This window comes from Nocardioides alkalitolerans (assembly GCA_038184435.1).
In the GTDB taxonomy this organism is placed as follows: Bacteria; Actinomycetota; Actinomycetes; order Propionibacteriales; family Nocardioidaceae; genus Nocardioides; species Nocardioides alkalitolerans_A.
Map to the genome: position 1 here is coordinate 1,670,615 of CP116227.1, position 15,469 is coordinate 1,686,083.

The window sequence follows — 15,469 nt, forward strand, 5'->3', positions numbered from 1 at the left end:
GGATTGTGTCAGGGCGCTCGATGCGGTTCCTGCCGAGGCGTCCTCTAGGCTCCCGCGGGTGAGTGGATCGAAGGGCACGCTGCGGGAGATGCTCCGCGGAGGAGCAGGCGTGGCGATCGCCATGGCGGTGATGAACGTCGGCACCTACGGCTTCACGCTGGTGGCGGCGCGCATGCTCGGCCCGAAGGAGTACGGCGCGGTCGCCGCGCTCATGGGCCTGCTGCTGGTCGTCAACGTGCTGTCGCTCGGCCTCCAGGCCACCGGCGCGCGCCAGGTCGCGGCCGACCCGAGCCACCGCGAGCGCATCGAGAACCGCATCCTCGTGACCGCCCGGCGCTCCGCCTGGGCGCTCGGCCTGCTCTGCCTCGTGCTCAGCCCCCTCGTGACCATCGCGCTCGACCTGGGCTCCTTCGTGCCCGCCCTCCTCGTCGCCGCGATCGCCGTGCCCCTCACCGTCATGGGCGGCCAGGCCGGCATCTTCCAGGGCGAGAAGAAGTGGACACCGCTCGCCGCGGTCTACCTGGGCATGGGCCTCGGGCGGCTCGGGTTCGGCGCGCTCGGTGTCTACCTGCGGCCCGACGCGACGGGCGCCATGGCCGGCGTGCTGCTCGGCGCCGTCGTGCCCGTGCTCATCGGCGGCTGGGCGCTGCGGCGCCGGCGCGGCGGCGAGGGCCCCGGGCCCGCCCCCATGCGCACGGTGCTGCGGGAGGTCGCCCACAACTCCCACGCGCTGCTGGCGTTCTTCGCGCTCACCAACGCCGACGTCGTGCTCGCGCGCATCACGCTCGACGCCCACGACGCCGGTCTCTACGCGGGCGGCCTGATCCTCGCGAAGGCCGTGCTCTTCCTGCCCCAGTTCGTCGTCGTCATCGCCTTCCCGGCCATGGCCTCGGAGGGCGCGCAGCGGATGTACCTCAAGGGCGTCGCCCTCGTGGGCGGCATCGGCGTCGTCGCGACCGCCGGCGCCTGGGCCGTCGGCGAGCTCGTGGTGGTCGGCTCCGGCGACGCCCGCCGCTCCCTCGTCGTCGAGTTCGTCGGCGGCGCCGAGTACGCCGAGATCGAGCACCAGCTGTGGCTCTTCGCGCTGCTCGGGACGCTGTTCGCGATGACCCAGGTGATGGTCTACGAGGTCGTCGCCCGCCAGCACCGCGGCGCCGTGTACGCCGTGTGGGCGGGCCTCGCCGTGCTCGGCGTCGTCGTGCCCGTCGCGGCGACCGCGACCGGCCTCATCTCCGTCGTCATCACCGTCAACGCCGCCGTGCTGGTCGCGCTGCTGCTCGTCGCCGTCCTCCAGGGCCGCGGCCACCGACCGCCGGCCGTGCCCGGGGTCGGCACGCCCGGCGAGCCGGGTGCGTCCGCCGCGACGGCGCCCGGCCCGGAGGCCGGGCCCGCCCCGACCTCAGTGCGCGGCGGCGTGCCAGCTGACGCCCGTGCCGACGGAGACGTCGAGCGGCACCCGTAGGTCGGCCGCGGAGGCCATCTGCTCCCGCACCAGCGCCTCCAGCCGGTCGCTCTCCCCCGGCGCCACCTCGAGCACGAGCTCGTCGTGCACCTGCAGCAGCAGCCGCGACGTCAGGCCCTGCTCCTCGATGGCGCGCTGCACGTTGAGCATGGCGACCTTGATGAGGTCCGCGGCCGAGCCCTGGATGGGCGCGTTGAGCGCCATCCGCTCGGCGGACTCGCGCCGCATCCGGTTGTCGCTGGTGAGGTCGGGCAGCTGGCGCCGACGCCCCATGATCGTCTCCGTGAACCCGGACTTGCGGGCCTCCACGACGACACCGGCGAGGTAGTCCCGGATGCCGCCGAACGTCTCGAAGTACTCGTCCATCAGCCCGCGGGCCTCGGAGGGCTCGATGCCGAGCTGCTGCCCCAGGCCGAACGCGGACAGCCCGTAGGCCAGCCCGTAGTTCATCGCCTTGATCTTGGCGCGCATCTCGACGGTCACCGCGTCGGGCGCCACGTCGAAGACGCGCGCCGCGGTGATGGAGTGGAAGTCGCGGCCCGAGCGGAACGCCTCGATGAGGAGGGCGTCCTCCGAGAGGTGCGCCATGATCCGCATCTCGATCTGGCTGTAGTCGGCCGTCATCAACGACTCGAAGGACGGGCCGACCACGAACGCCTCGCGGATCCGGCGCCCCTCCTCGGTGCGGATCGGGATGTTCTGCAGGTTGGGGTCGGTGCTGGAGAGCCGGCCCGTCGCCGCGATCATCTGGTTGAACGTCGTGTGGATGCGGCCGTCGGGCTGGACCGTCTTGAGCAGGCCCTCGATCGTCTGCCGGAGGCGGGCGACGTCGCGGTGGCGCAGCAGGTGCAGCAGGAACGGGTGCTCGGTCTTCACGTAGAGCGACTGCAGCGCGTCGGCGTCGGTGGTGTAGCCGGTCTTCGTGCGCTTCGTCTTCGGCATGCCGAGCTCGTCGAAGAGCACCACCTGCAGCTGCTTGGGCGAGCCCAGGTTGATCTCCTTGCCGATCACCGCGAACGCGTCCTCGGCGGCCCGGCGGACCTCCTCGGCGAAGTGGGCCTCGAGGTCCTCGAGCCGTCCCGTGTCCACCGCGACGCCCGTGCGCTCGAGCCGGCCGAGCAGCTGGATGAGCGGCAGCTCCACCTCGGCGAGCAGACGGGCACCGCCCACGGCCTCCACCTCGCCGTCGAGCGTCTCCGCCAGGTCGATGACGGCGCGGGCGTGGAGCATCGCCGTGTCCGCCACCTCGTCGCCGTGGTCGAACAGGGCCTCCTGCTCGCCGCTGGTCTCGGTGCGCAGCTCGCGGCGCAGGTAGCGCAGGGTCAGGTCGGCCAGCGCGTACGACCGCTGGTCCGGCTGCACCAGGTACGCCGCCAGCGCCGTGTCGCTCACCAGCCCCGCCAGCGTCCAGCCGTGGGCACTGAGCGCGTGCTGCGGACCCTTCGCGTCGTGGAGCACCTTCGGCCGCGCGGGGTCGGCCAGCCACCCGGCCAGCGCGGCCTCGTCCTCCGGCGTCAGGGTCGCGACGTCGACGTACGCCGCCAGCCCGGTCGCGTCGGCGAGGGCGACGCCCTCGACCGTCCCGGTGCCCGAGCCCCACGTGCCGCGCACGTGGACCCCGACGTGCTGCCCGCCGAGACCGTCGAGGAACGCGGCCACCTCGCCGGGCTCCAGCTGGCGGCCGGCGAGCTCGAACCCGCCCTCCTCGACGACCTGCTCCTCCTCGGCGCTGAGGGTGTCGATCGTGCGCTGCCGCAGCTCGCCGCGGAACTCGAGCTCGTCGAAGAGCGTCAGCGCCGTCGCCCGGTCCCAGGGCGCCAGGACGAGGTCCTCGGGCAGCGTCTCGAGCTCGAGGTCCCGCACGAGGGCGTTGAGCTGCCGGTTGCGGATCACGTCGCCGAGGTGCTCGCGCAGCGCCTCGCCCTTCTTGCCGGTGATCTTGTCGGCGTGGGTGATGACGTTGTCGAGCCCGTCGTACTGGTTGATCCACTTCGCCGCGAAGCCCTGGCCCACGCCCGGCACGCCCGGCAGGTTGTCGGAGGTCTCCCCCACGATGGCCGCCAGCTCGGGGTAGCGGTGCGGCGGCACGCCGTACTTCGCCTCGACCGCCGCCGGTGTCATCCGCGCCAGGTCGGAGACGCCCCGCATCGGGTAGAGCACCGTCGAGTGCTCGGTCACGAGCTGGAGCGAGTCGCGGTCACCCGTGAGGATCAGCACCTCCATGCCGTCCGCGAGCGCCTGCGTCGTCAGCGTCGCGATGATGTCGTCGGCCTCGAAGCCCTCCTTCTTGAGGAAGGTGATCCCGAAGGCGGAGAGGACCTGCTCGATGATCGGCAGCTGGCTGCCGAACTCGCCGGGCGTCTTGTTGCGCTTCGCCTTGTACTCCGCGTACTGCTCCAGCCGGAACGTCTGGCGGGAGACGTCGAAGGCGACGCCCACGTGGGTCGGCTGCTCGTCGCGGAGCACGTTGACGAGCATCGACGTGAAGCCGTAGACGGCGTTGGTGTGCTGCCCCGTCGTCGTCGAGAAGTTCTCGACCGGGAGCGCGAAGAACGCCCGGTAGGCCAGCGAGTGGCCGTCGAGCAGCAGCAGGCGCCGCCGCCCCTCGGCGGCGGGCGTGACGGTGGCGGAGGTCGTCGACTGAGGCACGTGCCGACCCTAACCGTGACCACCGACGACACCGGGCGCGGCCGGGAGCAGAATGACCGTCATGGATGACGACACCACCACCGTGCCCGGTCTCGACGAGCTCGTCGCGCACATGTCGGCGAACCCCGGTGCGCTCAACGAGAAGATGGGCATCGAGATCGTCGAGGTCTCCCGCGAGCGGATCGTGGCCACGATGCCGGTCGAGGGCAACACGCAGCCCTACGGCCTGCTCCACGGGGGCGCCTCCGTCGTGCTCGCCGAGACCCTCGGCTCCGTCGGGTCGGCGCTGCACGCGCACCCCGACCGCGCGGCGGTCGGGGTGGACATCAACGCCACCCACCACCGCTCGGCCACGTCCGGCACCGTCACCGGCGTCGCCACGCCGGTGCACCTGGGCCGCAGCTCGACCAGCTTCGAGGTCGTCATCACGAACGAGGCCGGCAAGCGGGTCTGCACCGCCCGGATCACCTGCTCGCTGATCCCGGTCGACCGGGTCCCGTCCGCCGGCTGACCCGGGAGCGGGCGCGCGCGGGCCTCGTGGGTCGCGCGGGCTCAGCCGGCGCGCTGCGTCGTCGTCCGCCGCATGGAGCGGCGGGCGGCGAGCACGCTGGTGAGCTGCTGACGCTGCGGCCGCGCCATCGTCGGGCGCATCGCCGTGATGCGTGCCCGCACCGTCGCCGTCGGCGCGACCCGGAAGGACGCGCGCGTCGCGAGACCGAGGCGGGCCATGAAGCGGTTGGCGTCGCGCGAGGTGCTCGCGGAGGCCGTCGACAGGTGCGGCACGTCGTGCTCCTCGGCGTAGGCCACGCCGGCCTCGACCAGCGCCCGCCCCACCCCGCGGCGGCGGAAGTCCGGCAGCACGGTCGGCGAGGCCAGGTGCACCATCGGCGTCGGGTCCAGCGGCGACACCGTGATCATCCGCAGGAGCACGGCACCGGCGAACGCGCCGCCGTACTCGGCGACCACGATCTGGTGGGCCTCCCCCGTCAGCGAGGCCTCGACGAGGCGGGCGACGTCGGACGCGCCCTCCTCGGGGGACCGCAGCGACTCGGCCCACAGCGCGGTGAGCGCCGGGATGTCGGAGAGCGCCGCCGCGCGCAGGGTGAGAGGGGCTCCCATCAGGAGGACACCGCCCGCGTCATTGCCGTCGCCATGTGTCCTCCGCCTCGGGCCACGCGCGGACCAGGGGGCCCACGCACTTCGATCACCGTTGCGGCACCCGCCCCCACGGTGCGCCGGTCGTCACCCTACGCTCGCCGCAGCCGCGCTGGCACGGGAGCCGGGCAAAAGTTGAGGGAGCGCTGATGTTCGTCGGGTCCGGCACCCTCCTCAACGTCGTCACCGTGCTGATGGGCTCCGGAGTGGGAGTGGCGCTGGGGGGCCGGCTCCCCGAGCGGGTACGGCGCGTGGTCACCGACGGCCTGGGGCTCGTCACGCTGCTCGTGGCGGCGGTCGCCGCGGCCGACGTGCTCGACCCCGCGCTGGCCGCGGCCACCGGCACCGGGGCGCCGATGCTCATCGTGCTGGGGGCCGTGCTGCTGGGCGGGATCGTCGGCGCCGCGCTCGACCTCGACGGGCGCCTCGTCGCGCTCGGCGGGTGGGCGGAGCGACGCCTGACGCGCCGACCGCGGGGAAGAGGCGCCGACGGCGCGGTCGACCAGGCGCGCACCGACCGCTTCACCGCCGGTTTCGTCGCCGCGTCCCTGGTCTTCTGCACCGGGCCGCTCACCGTCCTCGGCTCCCTCAACGACGGGCTGGGCAACGGCGCCGAGCAGCTCTACCTCAAGGCCACGCTCGACGGGTTCGCCGCGATCGCCTTCGCCGCGACGTTCGGCTGGGGCGTCGCCGCGTCCGCGCTCACCGTCGTCGTGGTGCAGGGCGGGCTCACCCTCGTCGGGCTCGTCGTGGGCGACGTGCTGCCGGCGGCCCACGTCGCCGCCCTGAGCGCGGTGGGCGGCGTGCTGCTGGTCGGCGTCGCGCTGCGGCTCCTCGACGTCGCCCAGGTGGCCGTCGCCTCGCTCCTGCCCGCACTGGTGGTCGCGCCGCTCCTCGTCGAGGCGGTCGTGCGGCTGCGCTGAGCCGCCTCAGCGCGCTGCCACCGAACACCGATTGTTCCCGCTTCGTTACCTCAAGCGGCGACGCGACCGCCCCGGGCGTCATAGCGTTCCACCCCACATGCGTCATGCCCTGACGCGCCGAGCTCGAACAGGAGCCCCATGCAGATCGGCACCCGAGCCGCGGACACCCCGCCGCGGCCACAGACCCGGGGACGCGGAGGCATCCCGAGCCACCGCTCGGTGCTCCGGTTCCTCGCCCCCCTGCTGCTCGCGCTGGTCATCCTCGGCGTCGCGCCGTCCGCCCAGGCCGCCTCCGCGGCCGAGGACGGTTTCCGCGTCACCGTGAACCTCCGCGACACCAGCAACGACAACGCCCCGGTCGAGGGCGTCGACATCACCGCGACCCCGACGGGCGGTGAGGCCGTCCAGGCCACCACCGACGCCGAGGGACGCGCGGTGCTCGAGATCCCCGCGGAGTTCCAAGGCGCCACGGTCCTCGTCGAGCTCGACGAGGACACGCTCCCGGACGGCGCCGCGATGCGCGAGGGCGCTCCGGCCGAGCAGACCGTCACCCTCAACATCTCGACGGTCGGCGTCACGTTCCTCATCGGCGAGGACAACCGCAACGTCATGACGAAGTGGGACCGCGTCCCCGCCAGCATCTACAACGGCCTGCTCTTCGGCCTGATCATGGCGATGGCGGCGCTGGGACTCTCCATGGTGTTCGGCACCACGGGCCTCACGAACTTCTCGCACGGCGAGCTCGTCACCTTCGGCGCGGTCTGCACGATGCTGCTCAACACCTCCCTGGGGGTGCCGTTCCTGCTGGCCGTCCCCATCACGGTGGTGGCGGCCGTCGGCGTCGGATGGCTCCAGGACCGGTTCCTGTGGGGCCCGCTCCGCCACCGCGGCATCGGACTGATCGCGATGATGATCGTCTCCATCGGTCTGCAGTTCTTCCTGCGCAACTTCTTCGCCTACATCACCGGCTCGCGCACGGAGGTGTACGACGAGTACGCGACCGGCGCCGGCTCGGACTTCGCCGGGCTCTTCACCTACACGACGCGCGACATCGTCATCGCCGGCATCTGCATCGTGGTGCTCGGCCTGGTCATCGCGGGCCTGTCCTACACGCGTCTCGGTCGGGCCACCCGCGCCGTCGCCGACAACCCGGCGCTGGCCGCGGCCACCGGCATCAACGTCGACCGGGTCGTCTCCACCGTGTGGATGGTGGGCACCGCCCTCGCCGCGCTCGCGGGCACGTTCCTCGCGTTCCAGCTCGGTGTGACCTACCAGATCGGCCAGCTCATGCTGCTGCTGCTCTTCGCGGCCTGCTGCGTCGGCGGGCTCGGGTCGGTCTGGGGCGCGCTCGTCGGCAGCCTCATCATCGGTGTCCTCATCGAGCTGTCCGCGCTGGTGATCCCGCCGGACCTCAAGAACGCCGGTGCGCTGCTGCTCCTCGTCATCATCCTTCTCGTCCGACCGCAGGGCCTCCTGGGCCGCCGCGAGCGGATCGGCTGAAAGGGATCTCATGGACATCCTCACCAACGCGCTCCACGACGCGTTCGCGCCCATCGCGATCTCGTACGTGCTGGCCGCCATCGGCCTCAACATCCACTTCGGCTACACGGGCCTGCTGAACTTCGGCCAGGCCGCGTTCGCCGCGGTCGGCGCCTACGGCATGGCCGTGCTCATCGTGTCGTTCGACGTGCCCCTCGTGCCGGCGCTGCTGCTGGCCCTGGTCGGCGCCGTCCTGCTCGCCCTGGTCATGGGTCTGCCGACACTGCGGCTCCGTGCCGACTACCTCGCGATCGTCACGATCGCCGTCGCGGAGATCGCCCGCCTGATCTTCTCGACGTCGTTCAAGCAGTACTTCAACGCCCGTGACGGCGTGCAGGGCTTCACCGCCGACTTCCGCGAGCTCAACCCGTACGGCGACGGCGCCCTCGGCTTCAGCCGCAACGACCTCTGGGTCATCACCGTCGGCTGGGTCCTCGTCGCGCTCGTGCTCGTCTTCGTGTTCCTGCTCATGCGCAGCCCCTGGGGTCGCGTGCTGAAGAGCATCCGCGAGGACGAGGACGCCGTGCGGTCGCTCGGCAAGAACGTCTACAGCTACAAGCTGCAGGCCCTCATCCTCGGTGGCGTCATCGGCGCCCTCGGTGGCTTCGTGGGCGCGCTCGGCAAGGGCTCCGTGCAGCCGGACAGCTTCAACACGGACTTCACGTTCATCGCCTTCACCATGCTGATCCTCGGCGGTGCGGCGCGCGTGATGTCGCCGGTCGTGGGTGCCGTGCTCTTCTGGTTCCTGCTGACCTTCATGGACGTGCTGCTCAAGCGCATCACCGGCGACGGCGGCTTCGTGCCCGGGTGGCTGCTCAACCCGGACCAGACCGGCAACGTGCGCTTCATGATCGTGGGCCTCGTGCTGATGCTGCTCATGATCTTCCGCCCGCAAGGGATCTTCGGCGACAAGAAGGAGCTCGCGATCGATGCCCGCTGACCTCGAGAAGTCCCGCGGCGCGGCCGCGGCCGCCCTGGCCGACGTCGCCCACGAGCCGGGCGCGGCGAAGCCCGACCCCATCGTCGTCGTCGACAACATCACGCGGCAGTTCGGCGGCCTCAAGGCCGTCGACGTGGGCCACCTGGAGATCCAGCGTGGCGTCATCACCGCGCTGATCGGCCCCAACGGCGCCGGCAAGACGACGTTCTTCAACCTGCTGACCGGGTTCGACACCCCGGACACGGGCGAGCGGTACCTCAACGGCAAGTCGCTGAAGCGCGTCGCGGCGTACAAGGTCGCGAAGCTCGGCATGGTCCGCACCTTCCAGCTGACCAAGGTGCTGTCCAAGCTCACCGTGCTGGAGAACATGCGCCTCGGCGCGACGGGCCAGCGCGGCGAGCGGTTCTGGGCGGGTCCCCTGGCGTTCCTGTGGAGCAGCCAGGAGAAGGCCAACACCGAGCGCGCCCGCGAGCTGCTCCGGCGGTTCAAGCTGGACGCCAAGGAGAACGACTTCGCCGGCTCCCTCTCGGGTGGTCAGCGGAAGCTGCTCGAGATGGCCCGGGCGCTCATGGTGGAGCCGGAGCTCGTCATGCTCGACGAGCCGATGGCCGGCGTGAACCCGGCCCTCAAGCAGTCGCTGCTGGGGCACGTGAAGTCGCTGCGCGACGAGGGCATGACCGTCCTCTTCGTCGAGCACGACATGGACATGGTCCGCGACATCTCGGACTGGGTCGTCGTCATGGCGGCGGGCGCGGTCATCGCGGAGGGCCCGCCCCACAGCATCATGAGCGACCAGCGCGTGATCGACGCCTACCTGGGCGCCCACCACGACACCGACATCAGCGACCTCGACCCCGAGGAGATCCTCGCCGAGGCGGAGGCCGAGATCGCGGCCGAGAAGGAGGGCAACGCGTGAACGCCGACCTGAGCAAGGCCGCCGCGGGCGCCGACGAGCGTGCCGAGGCCGCCCGTCGGGCGCACCTCGCCGCGGCCGACGGAGCCGTCCTGCGGGCGGACAACCTGATCGCGGGCTACCTGCCCGGGGTCAACATCCTCAACGGCGCCGACCTCTACTGCCAGCCGGGCGAGCTCGTGGGCATCATCGGCCCGAACGGTGCCGGCAAGTCCACGCTGCTCAAGGCCCTGTTCGGCCTGGTGAAGATCCACACCGGCTCCGTCACCCTGCGTGGTGAGGAGGTCACCAACCAGCGGGCGGACAGCCTGGTCACCAAGGGCATCGGTTTCGTGCCGCAGACCAACAACGTGTTCCCGAGCCTGTCCATCGCGGAGAACCTCCAGATGGGCTGCTACCAGGCCCCCAAGAAGTTCGCCGAGCGGTTCGACTTCGTCACGGGGATCTTCCCGGCCCTCGGCACCCGCCGGAACCAGCGTGCGGGCTCGCTGTCCGGCGGCGAGCGGCAGATGGTCGCCATGGGCCGCGCGCTCATGATGGAGCCGTCGGTCCTGCTGCTCGACGAGCCCTCGGCGGGCCTCTCCCCCGCCATGCAGGACGAGGTGTTCGTGCAGACCCGCAACATCAACAAGGCGGGCGTCTCGGTCGTCATGGTGGAGCAGAACGCGGCCCGCTGCCTGCAGATCTGCGACCGCGGCTACGTGCTCGACCACGGCCGCAACGCCTACACGGCCACCGGCCGCGAGCTCGCCAACGACCCCAAGGTCATCGAGCTCTACCTCGGCACCCTGGCCAAGCAGAACACCTGAGCCACCCGCTCGACCGCTCCACCCAGCACGAGGGGCCCGCCGGCTGACAGCCGGCGGGCCCTTCGTCGTTCGCCCTCCTCGCCCCCCCACCCCCACCCGGGTCGTGGTGCCCGGCCACTGTTTCCCGCGGGCCTCCCACCACGACCGCGGGGCGTACGGAGCGGTCCCGAGCGCCGCGGCCCCGTACGTCGCGGGCGCGCGTCGCGCCGTACCCGCTGGTGAGCCCACCGGGTCGTGGTGGTGGTGCCACGCCACCACGTTCCGCAGGCCTCCCACGCACGACCGGGAGGCGGGAGCGGGCGGGGAGGGTGACGGGCATGGAAAAGCCCCAGGCCCCCGGAGCGCAGCTCTCCGGGGGCCTGGGGGACGTGCGACCGGGCGGGTGCCCGGCGGTGTCACGGCATCAGTTGTTGCCGTTGAGCCCCGCCTCGACGAGCTCGGGGACGATCTTCTTCGTCTCGTCGAACGCGATCAGGACGATCGCGTCGGGGTCCTCGGCCTTGATGGCCTCGACCTCGGCGGTGTACGTCGCCGCCTCCGGCGAGTAGAGCTGGTAGGAGACGACGGAGCCGCCCGACTGCTCGAAGAAGTCCCGCACGTTCTCCGCGAGAGCCTCACCGTAGGAGTCCTGGCGCGCCAGGATGGCGATGTTCTGCTTGCCGTCACCGCTCAGCGTCGACGCCATGACCTGGCCCTGCAGCACGTCCGAGGGAGCCGTGCGGAAGTACAGGCCCTGGTCGGCGTAGGTGTCGAACGCGGTCGACGTGTTGGCCGGCGAGATCTGCGCGACACCGGCGCTGGTGATCTTGTCGATGACGCTGAGCGACACCGACGAGGAGGCCGCACCGACGATGACGTCGACGTTGCCCGCGAGGAGCTGGTCGACGGACGCACCGGCGATGTCCGGCGTGCCGTCACCGGAGTCGGCGGTCGGCAGGGCGACGGCGTCGGCACCGTTCACGCCGCCGGCCTCGTTGATCTCCTGCACGGCGAGCGCGACGCCCGCGATCTCCGGGGGGCCGAGGAACGCGAGGTCACCGGAGGTCGGCAGCAGGCCGCCCACGGTGAAGACGCCGTCGCCGTCCTCGATGGCCGGGAGCTCCTGGCCCTCGACCGGGTCGGAGTCGGGGATCTCACCGGTGATGAACTCGTCCGGCGTGTAGGTGTTGTCCGCGCCGTACTCGAAGATGCCGATCGTCGCGGACGTCGGGCTGCCGGTCGAGCTGAAGTCGATCGGGCCAGAGACACCGTCGTAGTCGATGTCGGTGCCGGCGGCGAGCAGCTCGGCGCACGCGGCGAAGTCGGTGCACTTCTCGCCCTCGGCGGACACCTCCTGCAGCTTGCTGGCGATCGCCGTGCCGGAGTCGTTGCCGGCCGCGATCGCGGCAAGGGCCGCGACGACGACGGCGTCGTAGGACTCCGCGCCGTAGGTGAAGTCGGCGAGGTCCGGGTTCACGCCGAGGAGGCGCTCACGGAACTCGTCGCCGAGCTCGGAGCCGGGGTACGTCGCGCGGACGCCCTCGAGGGTGCCCTCGTCGAAGTCGGCGCTGTAGTCGGCGGTGTTGCCGTCGACGAAGTACCACGACGGGGCCGACGACGCGTTGTCGTTGTTGCCACCGTCGCCATCGTTGTCGCCGTCACCGTCTCCGCCGCCACAACCAGCGGCGACGAGGGACGTCGCGAGCATCGCGACCCCCAGTCGGACCAGGGTGCTGGAACGCTTCATCAAGCCTCCGTCAATCGGATTCCCACGTCGGCACCTCGCCGACGTTTGCGTCAACGTAGTCCTCGACGGAGCCCCGCGAGACCGGCTTGGGCGGCCGTTGCCAACTTGTGACCTGGGCCGCCGCTCCCGTGATCCGGATGCCCTGCGAGCCGGGCGCTCAGGCGCCGCTGCCGCCCGGGCCGTGCGTGATGACCCCCTCCGCGACCTGCTTCATCGACAGGCGCAGGTCCATGGCGGTCTTCTGGATCCAGCGGAAGGCGTCCGGCTCCGTGAGCCCGAGGTCCTTCTGCAGCACGCCCTTGGCGCGGTCGACCAGCTTGCGCGTCTCGAGCCGCTCCGTGAGGTCGCCGACCTCGGCCTCGAGCTGGCTCAGCTCCGCGAAGCGGCTGACGGCCATCTCGATCGCCGGCACGAGGTCGCTCGCCGAGAACGGCTTCACCAGGTAGGCCATCGCGCCCGCGTCGCGGGCCCGCTCGACCAGCTCCCGCTGGGAGAAGGCCGTCAGGATGACGACGGGGGCGATGCGCTGGGCGGCGATCCGCTCCGCGGCCGCGATGCCGTCGAGCACCGGCATCTTCACGTCGAGCACGACGAGGTCGGGACGCAGCTCCTCGGCGAGCTCGATGGCACGCTGCCCGTCGCCGGCCTCCCCCACGACGTCGTACCCCTCGTCGGCCAGCATCTCGGCCAAGTCCATGCGGATCAGCGCCTCGTCCTCGGCGATGACGACACGTCGGGGGGCCTGCGCGCGCTCGTTCACAGGGGGAAGGCTAGCCCGCGCGCCCCGTCGGCGCGGCCCCGGCGTGCGGCCCCGGCGCCGGGCGGTGCGTCACGTTCGTCACGGGATCGGCTACGGTGGCGGCCGCACCCTCGCCGGGTTGGCGGAATCGGCATACGCGGTGGTCTCAAACACCACTGTCCGAGAGGACTTGTGGGTTCGAATCCCACACCCGGCACCCCTGTCTCGTCAGAACCGTCGGTGCCGGCAGCGACGATCCCACTCATGCACGTCCGCCCATGGAGCACCGTCGAGTCGGCGCTGCGCGCGTCCGACGACGGCGTTCCCGACGCGGAGAACGCTCGACGCCACGGGGTCGCGGTCAAGACCGTGCGACGCTGGCGCCGCGACTACGGGAGGCGCGGGCTGCCGCGCGGCCAGACCCACACCAGCGCGCCGTGTCCCCGTTGTGACGGCAGCGAGCTGGACGCTCGCGCCTACGCCGAGCTGCTCGGCTGGTACCTCGGCGACGGACATCTCGTGGAAGCCCGGCGTGAGGTCATGCTGCTCAGCATCGTGAACGACCGGAGGTACGCCGAGGCCAATGCTCGGCTGCTCCTCCTCCTGCGGGCCGTGAAACCCGGGGGGCGACCCCACGTCCGCGAGCGCCCCGGCGCGGTCGTTACCGCGATGGGCTGGAAGCACTGGACCTGCCTCTTCCCCCAGCACGGCCCGGGGCGCAAGCACGACCGCCGGATCGTGCTCGAGCCCTGGCAGCGGTCGCTGGTGGAGCAGCACCCGGCCGACTTCCTGCGCGGCCTCTTCCACTCGGACGGAGCGCGGGTGCGCAACTGGGCCAGCCGTCGCGTGGCCGCCACCGGCGAGGTACGTCGCCACGACTACGCCCGGTGGCAGTTCACCAACCGCTCGGAGGACATCCTCGGCCTCTGCGGCTGGGCGCTCGACCTGGTCGAGGTGCCCTGGCGGCGGTCGTCCCGGACGACGATGAGCGTGTCGCGACGGGCCGCGGTGGCTCGTCTCGACACGCTCATCGGCGTGAAGCGGTGACGTGGGTGGGCTCAGCCGCGCCGGTAGGCGGGCGCCACCTCGTTGATCGCGTCGCCCATCTTGTGCACGCGCAGGGCGTTGGTGGAGCCCGGGATGCCCGGGGGCGCGCCCGCGATGATGACGACGAGGTCGCCCTCCTTCACGCGCTGGATGCGCAGCAGGGCCTCGTCGACCTGGCGCACCATCTCGTCGGTGTGCTCGACCGGCGCGGTCTTGAAGGTCTCGACGCCCCACACCGCCGCCAGCTGCGACCGGGTCGACGCGAGCGGCGTGAAGGCGAGGATCGGGATGGGGCCGCGGTAGCGCGCCACGCGCCGCGCGGAGTCGCCGCTCTGGGTGAAGGCGACGAGGTACTTCGCCCCGACGCGCTCGGCGACCTGAGCCGCGGCGAGCGCGATGATGCCGCCCTTGGTGTGCGGGTCCCACTCGAGGGTGCGGATGTCGTTCGCGGCGTGGCGGTCGGCGCTCTCGATGATGCGCGCCATCGTCTCGACGGCCGTCACGGGGTAGTCGCCGACGCTCGTCTCCCCCGACAGCATGACGGCGTCGGCGCCGTCGAGCACGGCGTTCGCGACGTCGGACGTCTCCGCGCGCGTCGGTGCGGGTGCCGTGATCATCGACTCCAGCATCTGGGTCGCGACGATCACCGGCTTCGCGTTGGTGCGGGCCAGGTCGACGATGCGCTTCTGGTGGAAGGGCACGTCCTCGAGCGGGCATTCCACGCCGAGGTCGCCGCGGGCGACCATGAACGCGTCGAACGCCTGGACGATGTCCTCGAGGTTCTCGAGCGCCTGCGGCTTCTCGATCTTCGCGATGATCGGGACGGTGCGCCCCTCCTCCGCCATGATCGCCCGCACGTCGTCGGCGTCGGCGGCGTTGCGCACGAAGCTCAGCGCCACGAAGTCGACGCCGATGCGGAGCGCCCAGCGGAGGTCCTCGATGTCCTTCTCGGACAGGGCGGGCACGGAGACCGCGACGCCCGGCAGGTTGATCCCCTTGTGGTCGGAGACCTTGCCGCCGACGAGCACCTCGACCTCGACGTCGGTGTCCGTCTTCGACACGACGCGCAGCTTGATCTTGCCGTCGTCGATGAGGAGCGGGTCGCCGGGCTTCACGTCGCCGGGCAGGCCCTTGTAGGTGGTGCCGCAGATGGACGCGTCGCCGTCGACGTCGCGCGTGGTGATGCACCAGCTCTGCCCGCGACGCAGCACGACCGGACCCTCCGAGAAGGTCTCCAGCCGGATCTTGGGCCCCTGGAGGTCGGCCAGGATGCCCACGCCGCGACCGCTGGAGTCGGAGGCCTGCCGGACGAGCCGGTAGTTCTCCTCGTGGTCGGCGTGGGTGCCGTGGCTCATGTTCAACCGCGCGACATCCATGCCGGCGTACACCAGCTCCTGGATGCGGCGGGCTCCGGCCGTTGCCGGCCCCAACGTACAGACGATCTTCGCTCGGCGCACAGGACGACCCTACTGCTCCCGGCTCGCCGCCGTGCCACTGGACCTTGAACGTTCCAACAATCTTTCCCGAGGACGCCGACGGGCCGGCACCCCGAGGGGTGCCGGCCCGT

Annotated in this window: 13 protein-coding genes and 1 tRNA gene; 9 read left to right on the plus strand and 5 right to left on the minus strand. The window is 71.7% G+C overall.

The window, feature by feature from the left end; all coding sequences use genetic code 11:
• Positions 1–58: 58 nt before the first annotated feature.
• Positions 59–1,462, plus strand: a complete 1,404-nt coding sequence (locus tag PIR53_08065) for an oligosaccharide flippase family protein (protein ID WZH53937.1) — start codon at positions 59–61, stop codon at positions 1,460–1,462.
• Here the strand turns inward: PIR53_08065 and polA are convergent.
• Positions 1,400–4,111 carry a DNA polymerase I gene (gene polA, locus PIR53_08070; protein ID WZH53938.1) on the minus strand — a complete coding sequence of 904 codons (2,712 nt, stop codon included), beginning with the start codon at positions 4,109–4,111 and terminating at the stop codon, positions 1,400–1,402. The genes PIR53_08065 and polA overlap by 63 nt on opposite strands.
• Before the next feature lie 112 nt (positions 4,112–4,223).
• Here polA and PIR53_08075 point away from each other — a divergent pair, with 112 nt between their 5' ends.
• Positions 4,224–4,622 (plus strand): hotdog fold thioesterase, encoded by a 399-nt coding sequence (locus tag PIR53_08075; GenBank protein WZH54422.1) that lies wholly within the window; start codon positions 4,224–4,226, stop codon positions 4,620–4,622.
• A 41-nt stretch (positions 4,623–4,663) separates the two neighbouring features.
• On the opposite strand, the gene PIR53_08080 is transcribed toward PIR53_08075, so the two are convergent.
• Positions 4,664–5,230 carry a GNAT family N-acetyltransferase gene (locus tag PIR53_08080; GenBank protein ID WZH53939.1) on the minus strand — a complete coding sequence of 189 codons (567 nt, stop codon included), beginning with the start codon at positions 5,228–5,230 and terminating at the stop codon, positions 4,664–4,666.
• A 185-nt stretch (positions 5,231–5,415) separates the two neighbouring features.
• Here PIR53_08080 and PIR53_08085 point away from each other — a divergent pair, with 185 nt between their 5' ends.
• The 5 genes from PIR53_08085 to PIR53_08105 all read left to right on the plus strand — a co-directional run bounded on the left by PIR53_08085 (position 5,416) and on the right by PIR53_08105 (position 10,390).
• Positions 5,416–6,189 (plus strand): DUF554 domain-containing protein, encoded by a 774-nt coding sequence (locus PIR53_08085; protein WZH53940.1) that lies wholly within the window; start codon positions 5,416–5,418, stop codon positions 6,187–6,189.
• Between the two features lie 138 nt (positions 6,190–6,327).
• Positions 6,328–7,689 carry a branched-chain amino acid ABC transporter permease gene (locus PIR53_08090; GenBank protein WZH53941.1) on the plus strand — a complete coding sequence of 454 codons (1,362 nt, stop codon included), beginning with the start codon at positions 6,328–6,330 and terminating at the stop codon, positions 7,687–7,689.
• Between the two features lie 10 nt (positions 7,690–7,699).
• A complete protein-coding gene (locus PIR53_08095) occupies positions 7,700–8,668 on the plus strand; it encodes a branched-chain amino acid ABC transporter permease (protein WZH53942.1) in 969 nt (322 codons plus the stop codon).
• Positions 8,658–9,584 carry an ABC transporter ATP-binding protein gene (locus tag PIR53_08100; GenBank protein WZH53943.1) on the plus strand — a complete coding sequence of 309 codons (927 nt, stop codon included), beginning with the start codon at positions 8,658–8,660 and terminating at the stop codon, positions 9,582–9,584. The genes PIR53_08095 and PIR53_08100 overlap by 11 nt, the downstream gene beginning before the upstream one ends.
• A complete protein-coding gene (locus PIR53_08105; GenBank protein WZH53944.1) occupies positions 9,581–10,390 on the plus strand; it encodes an ABC transporter ATP-binding protein in 810 nt (269 codons plus the stop codon). The genes PIR53_08100 and PIR53_08105 overlap by 4 nt, the downstream gene beginning before the upstream one ends.
• Before the next feature lie 403 nt (positions 10,391–10,793).
• On the opposite strand, the gene PIR53_08110 is transcribed toward PIR53_08105, so the two are convergent.
• Together PIR53_08110 and PIR53_08115 are read right to left on the minus strand one after the other, a co-directional pair.
• Positions 10,794–12,116 carry an ABC transporter substrate-binding protein gene (locus PIR53_08110; GenBank protein WZH53945.1) on the minus strand — a complete coding sequence of 441 codons (1,323 nt, stop codon included), beginning with the start codon at positions 12,114–12,116 and terminating at the stop codon, positions 10,794–10,796.
• A 157-nt stretch (positions 12,117–12,273) separates the two neighbouring features.
• On the minus strand, positions 12,274–12,876 hold the full coding sequence (locus tag PIR53_08115; GenBank protein ID WZH53946.1) for a response regulator: 603 nt from the start codon (positions 12,874–12,876) through the stop codon (positions 12,274–12,276).
• Positions 12,877–12,988: 112 nt separating this feature from the next.
• Between PIR53_08115 and PIR53_08120 the strand changes: the two genes are divergently transcribed.
• Positions 12,989–13,072, plus strand: a tRNA-Leu gene (locus tag PIR53_08120).
• 47 nt (positions 13,073–13,119) lie between these two features.
• Positions 13,120–13,902 (plus strand): transcriptional regulator, encoded by a 783-nt coding sequence (locus PIR53_08125; protein ID WZH53947.1) that lies wholly within the window; start codon positions 13,120–13,122, stop codon positions 13,900–13,902.
• Between the two features lie 11 nt (positions 13,903–13,913).
• On the opposite strand, the gene pyk is transcribed toward PIR53_08125, so the two are convergent.
• Positions 13,914–15,359, minus strand: coding sequence for a pyruvate kinase (gene pyk / locus PIR53_08130; GenBank protein ID WZH53948.1), 1,446 nt, complete (start codon positions 15,357–15,359; stop codon positions 13,914–13,916).
• Between the last annotated feature and the right edge of the window lie 110 nt (positions 15,360–15,469).

Bases quoted from the DNA above. Each gene is read 5' to 3' on its own strand.
- PIR53_08075 (WZH54422.1), top strand. From the start codon at position 4,224: ATGTCGGCGAACCCCGGTGCGCTCAACGAGAAGATGGGCATCGAGATC.
- PIR53_08080 (WZH53939.1), bottom strand. From the start codon at position 5,230: ATGGGAGCCCCTCTCACCCTGCGCGCGGCGGCGCTCTCCGACATCCCG.
- PIR53_08085 (WZH53940.1), top strand. From the start codon at position 5,416: ATGTTCGTCGGGTCCGGCACCCTCCTCAACGTCGTCACCGTGCTGATG.
- PIR53_08090 (WZH53941.1), top strand. From the start codon at position 6,328: ATGCAGATCGGCACCCGAGCCGCGGACACCCCGCCGCGGCCACAGACC.
- PIR53_08095 (WZH53942.1), top strand. From the start codon at position 7,700: ATGGACATCCTCACCAACGCGCTCCACGACGCGTTCGCGCCCATCGCG.
- PIR53_08100 (WZH53943.1), top strand. From the start codon at position 8,658: ATGCCCGCTGACCTCGAGAAGTCCCGCGGCGCGGCCGCGGCCGCCCTG.
- PIR53_08110 (WZH53945.1), bottom strand. From the start codon at position 12,116: ATGAAGCGTTCCAGCACCCTGGTCCGACTGGGGGTCGCGATGCTCGCG.
- PIR53_08125 (WZH53947.1), top strand. From the start codon at position 13,120: ATGCACGTCCGCCCATGGAGCACCGTCGAGTCGGCGCTGCGCGCGTCC.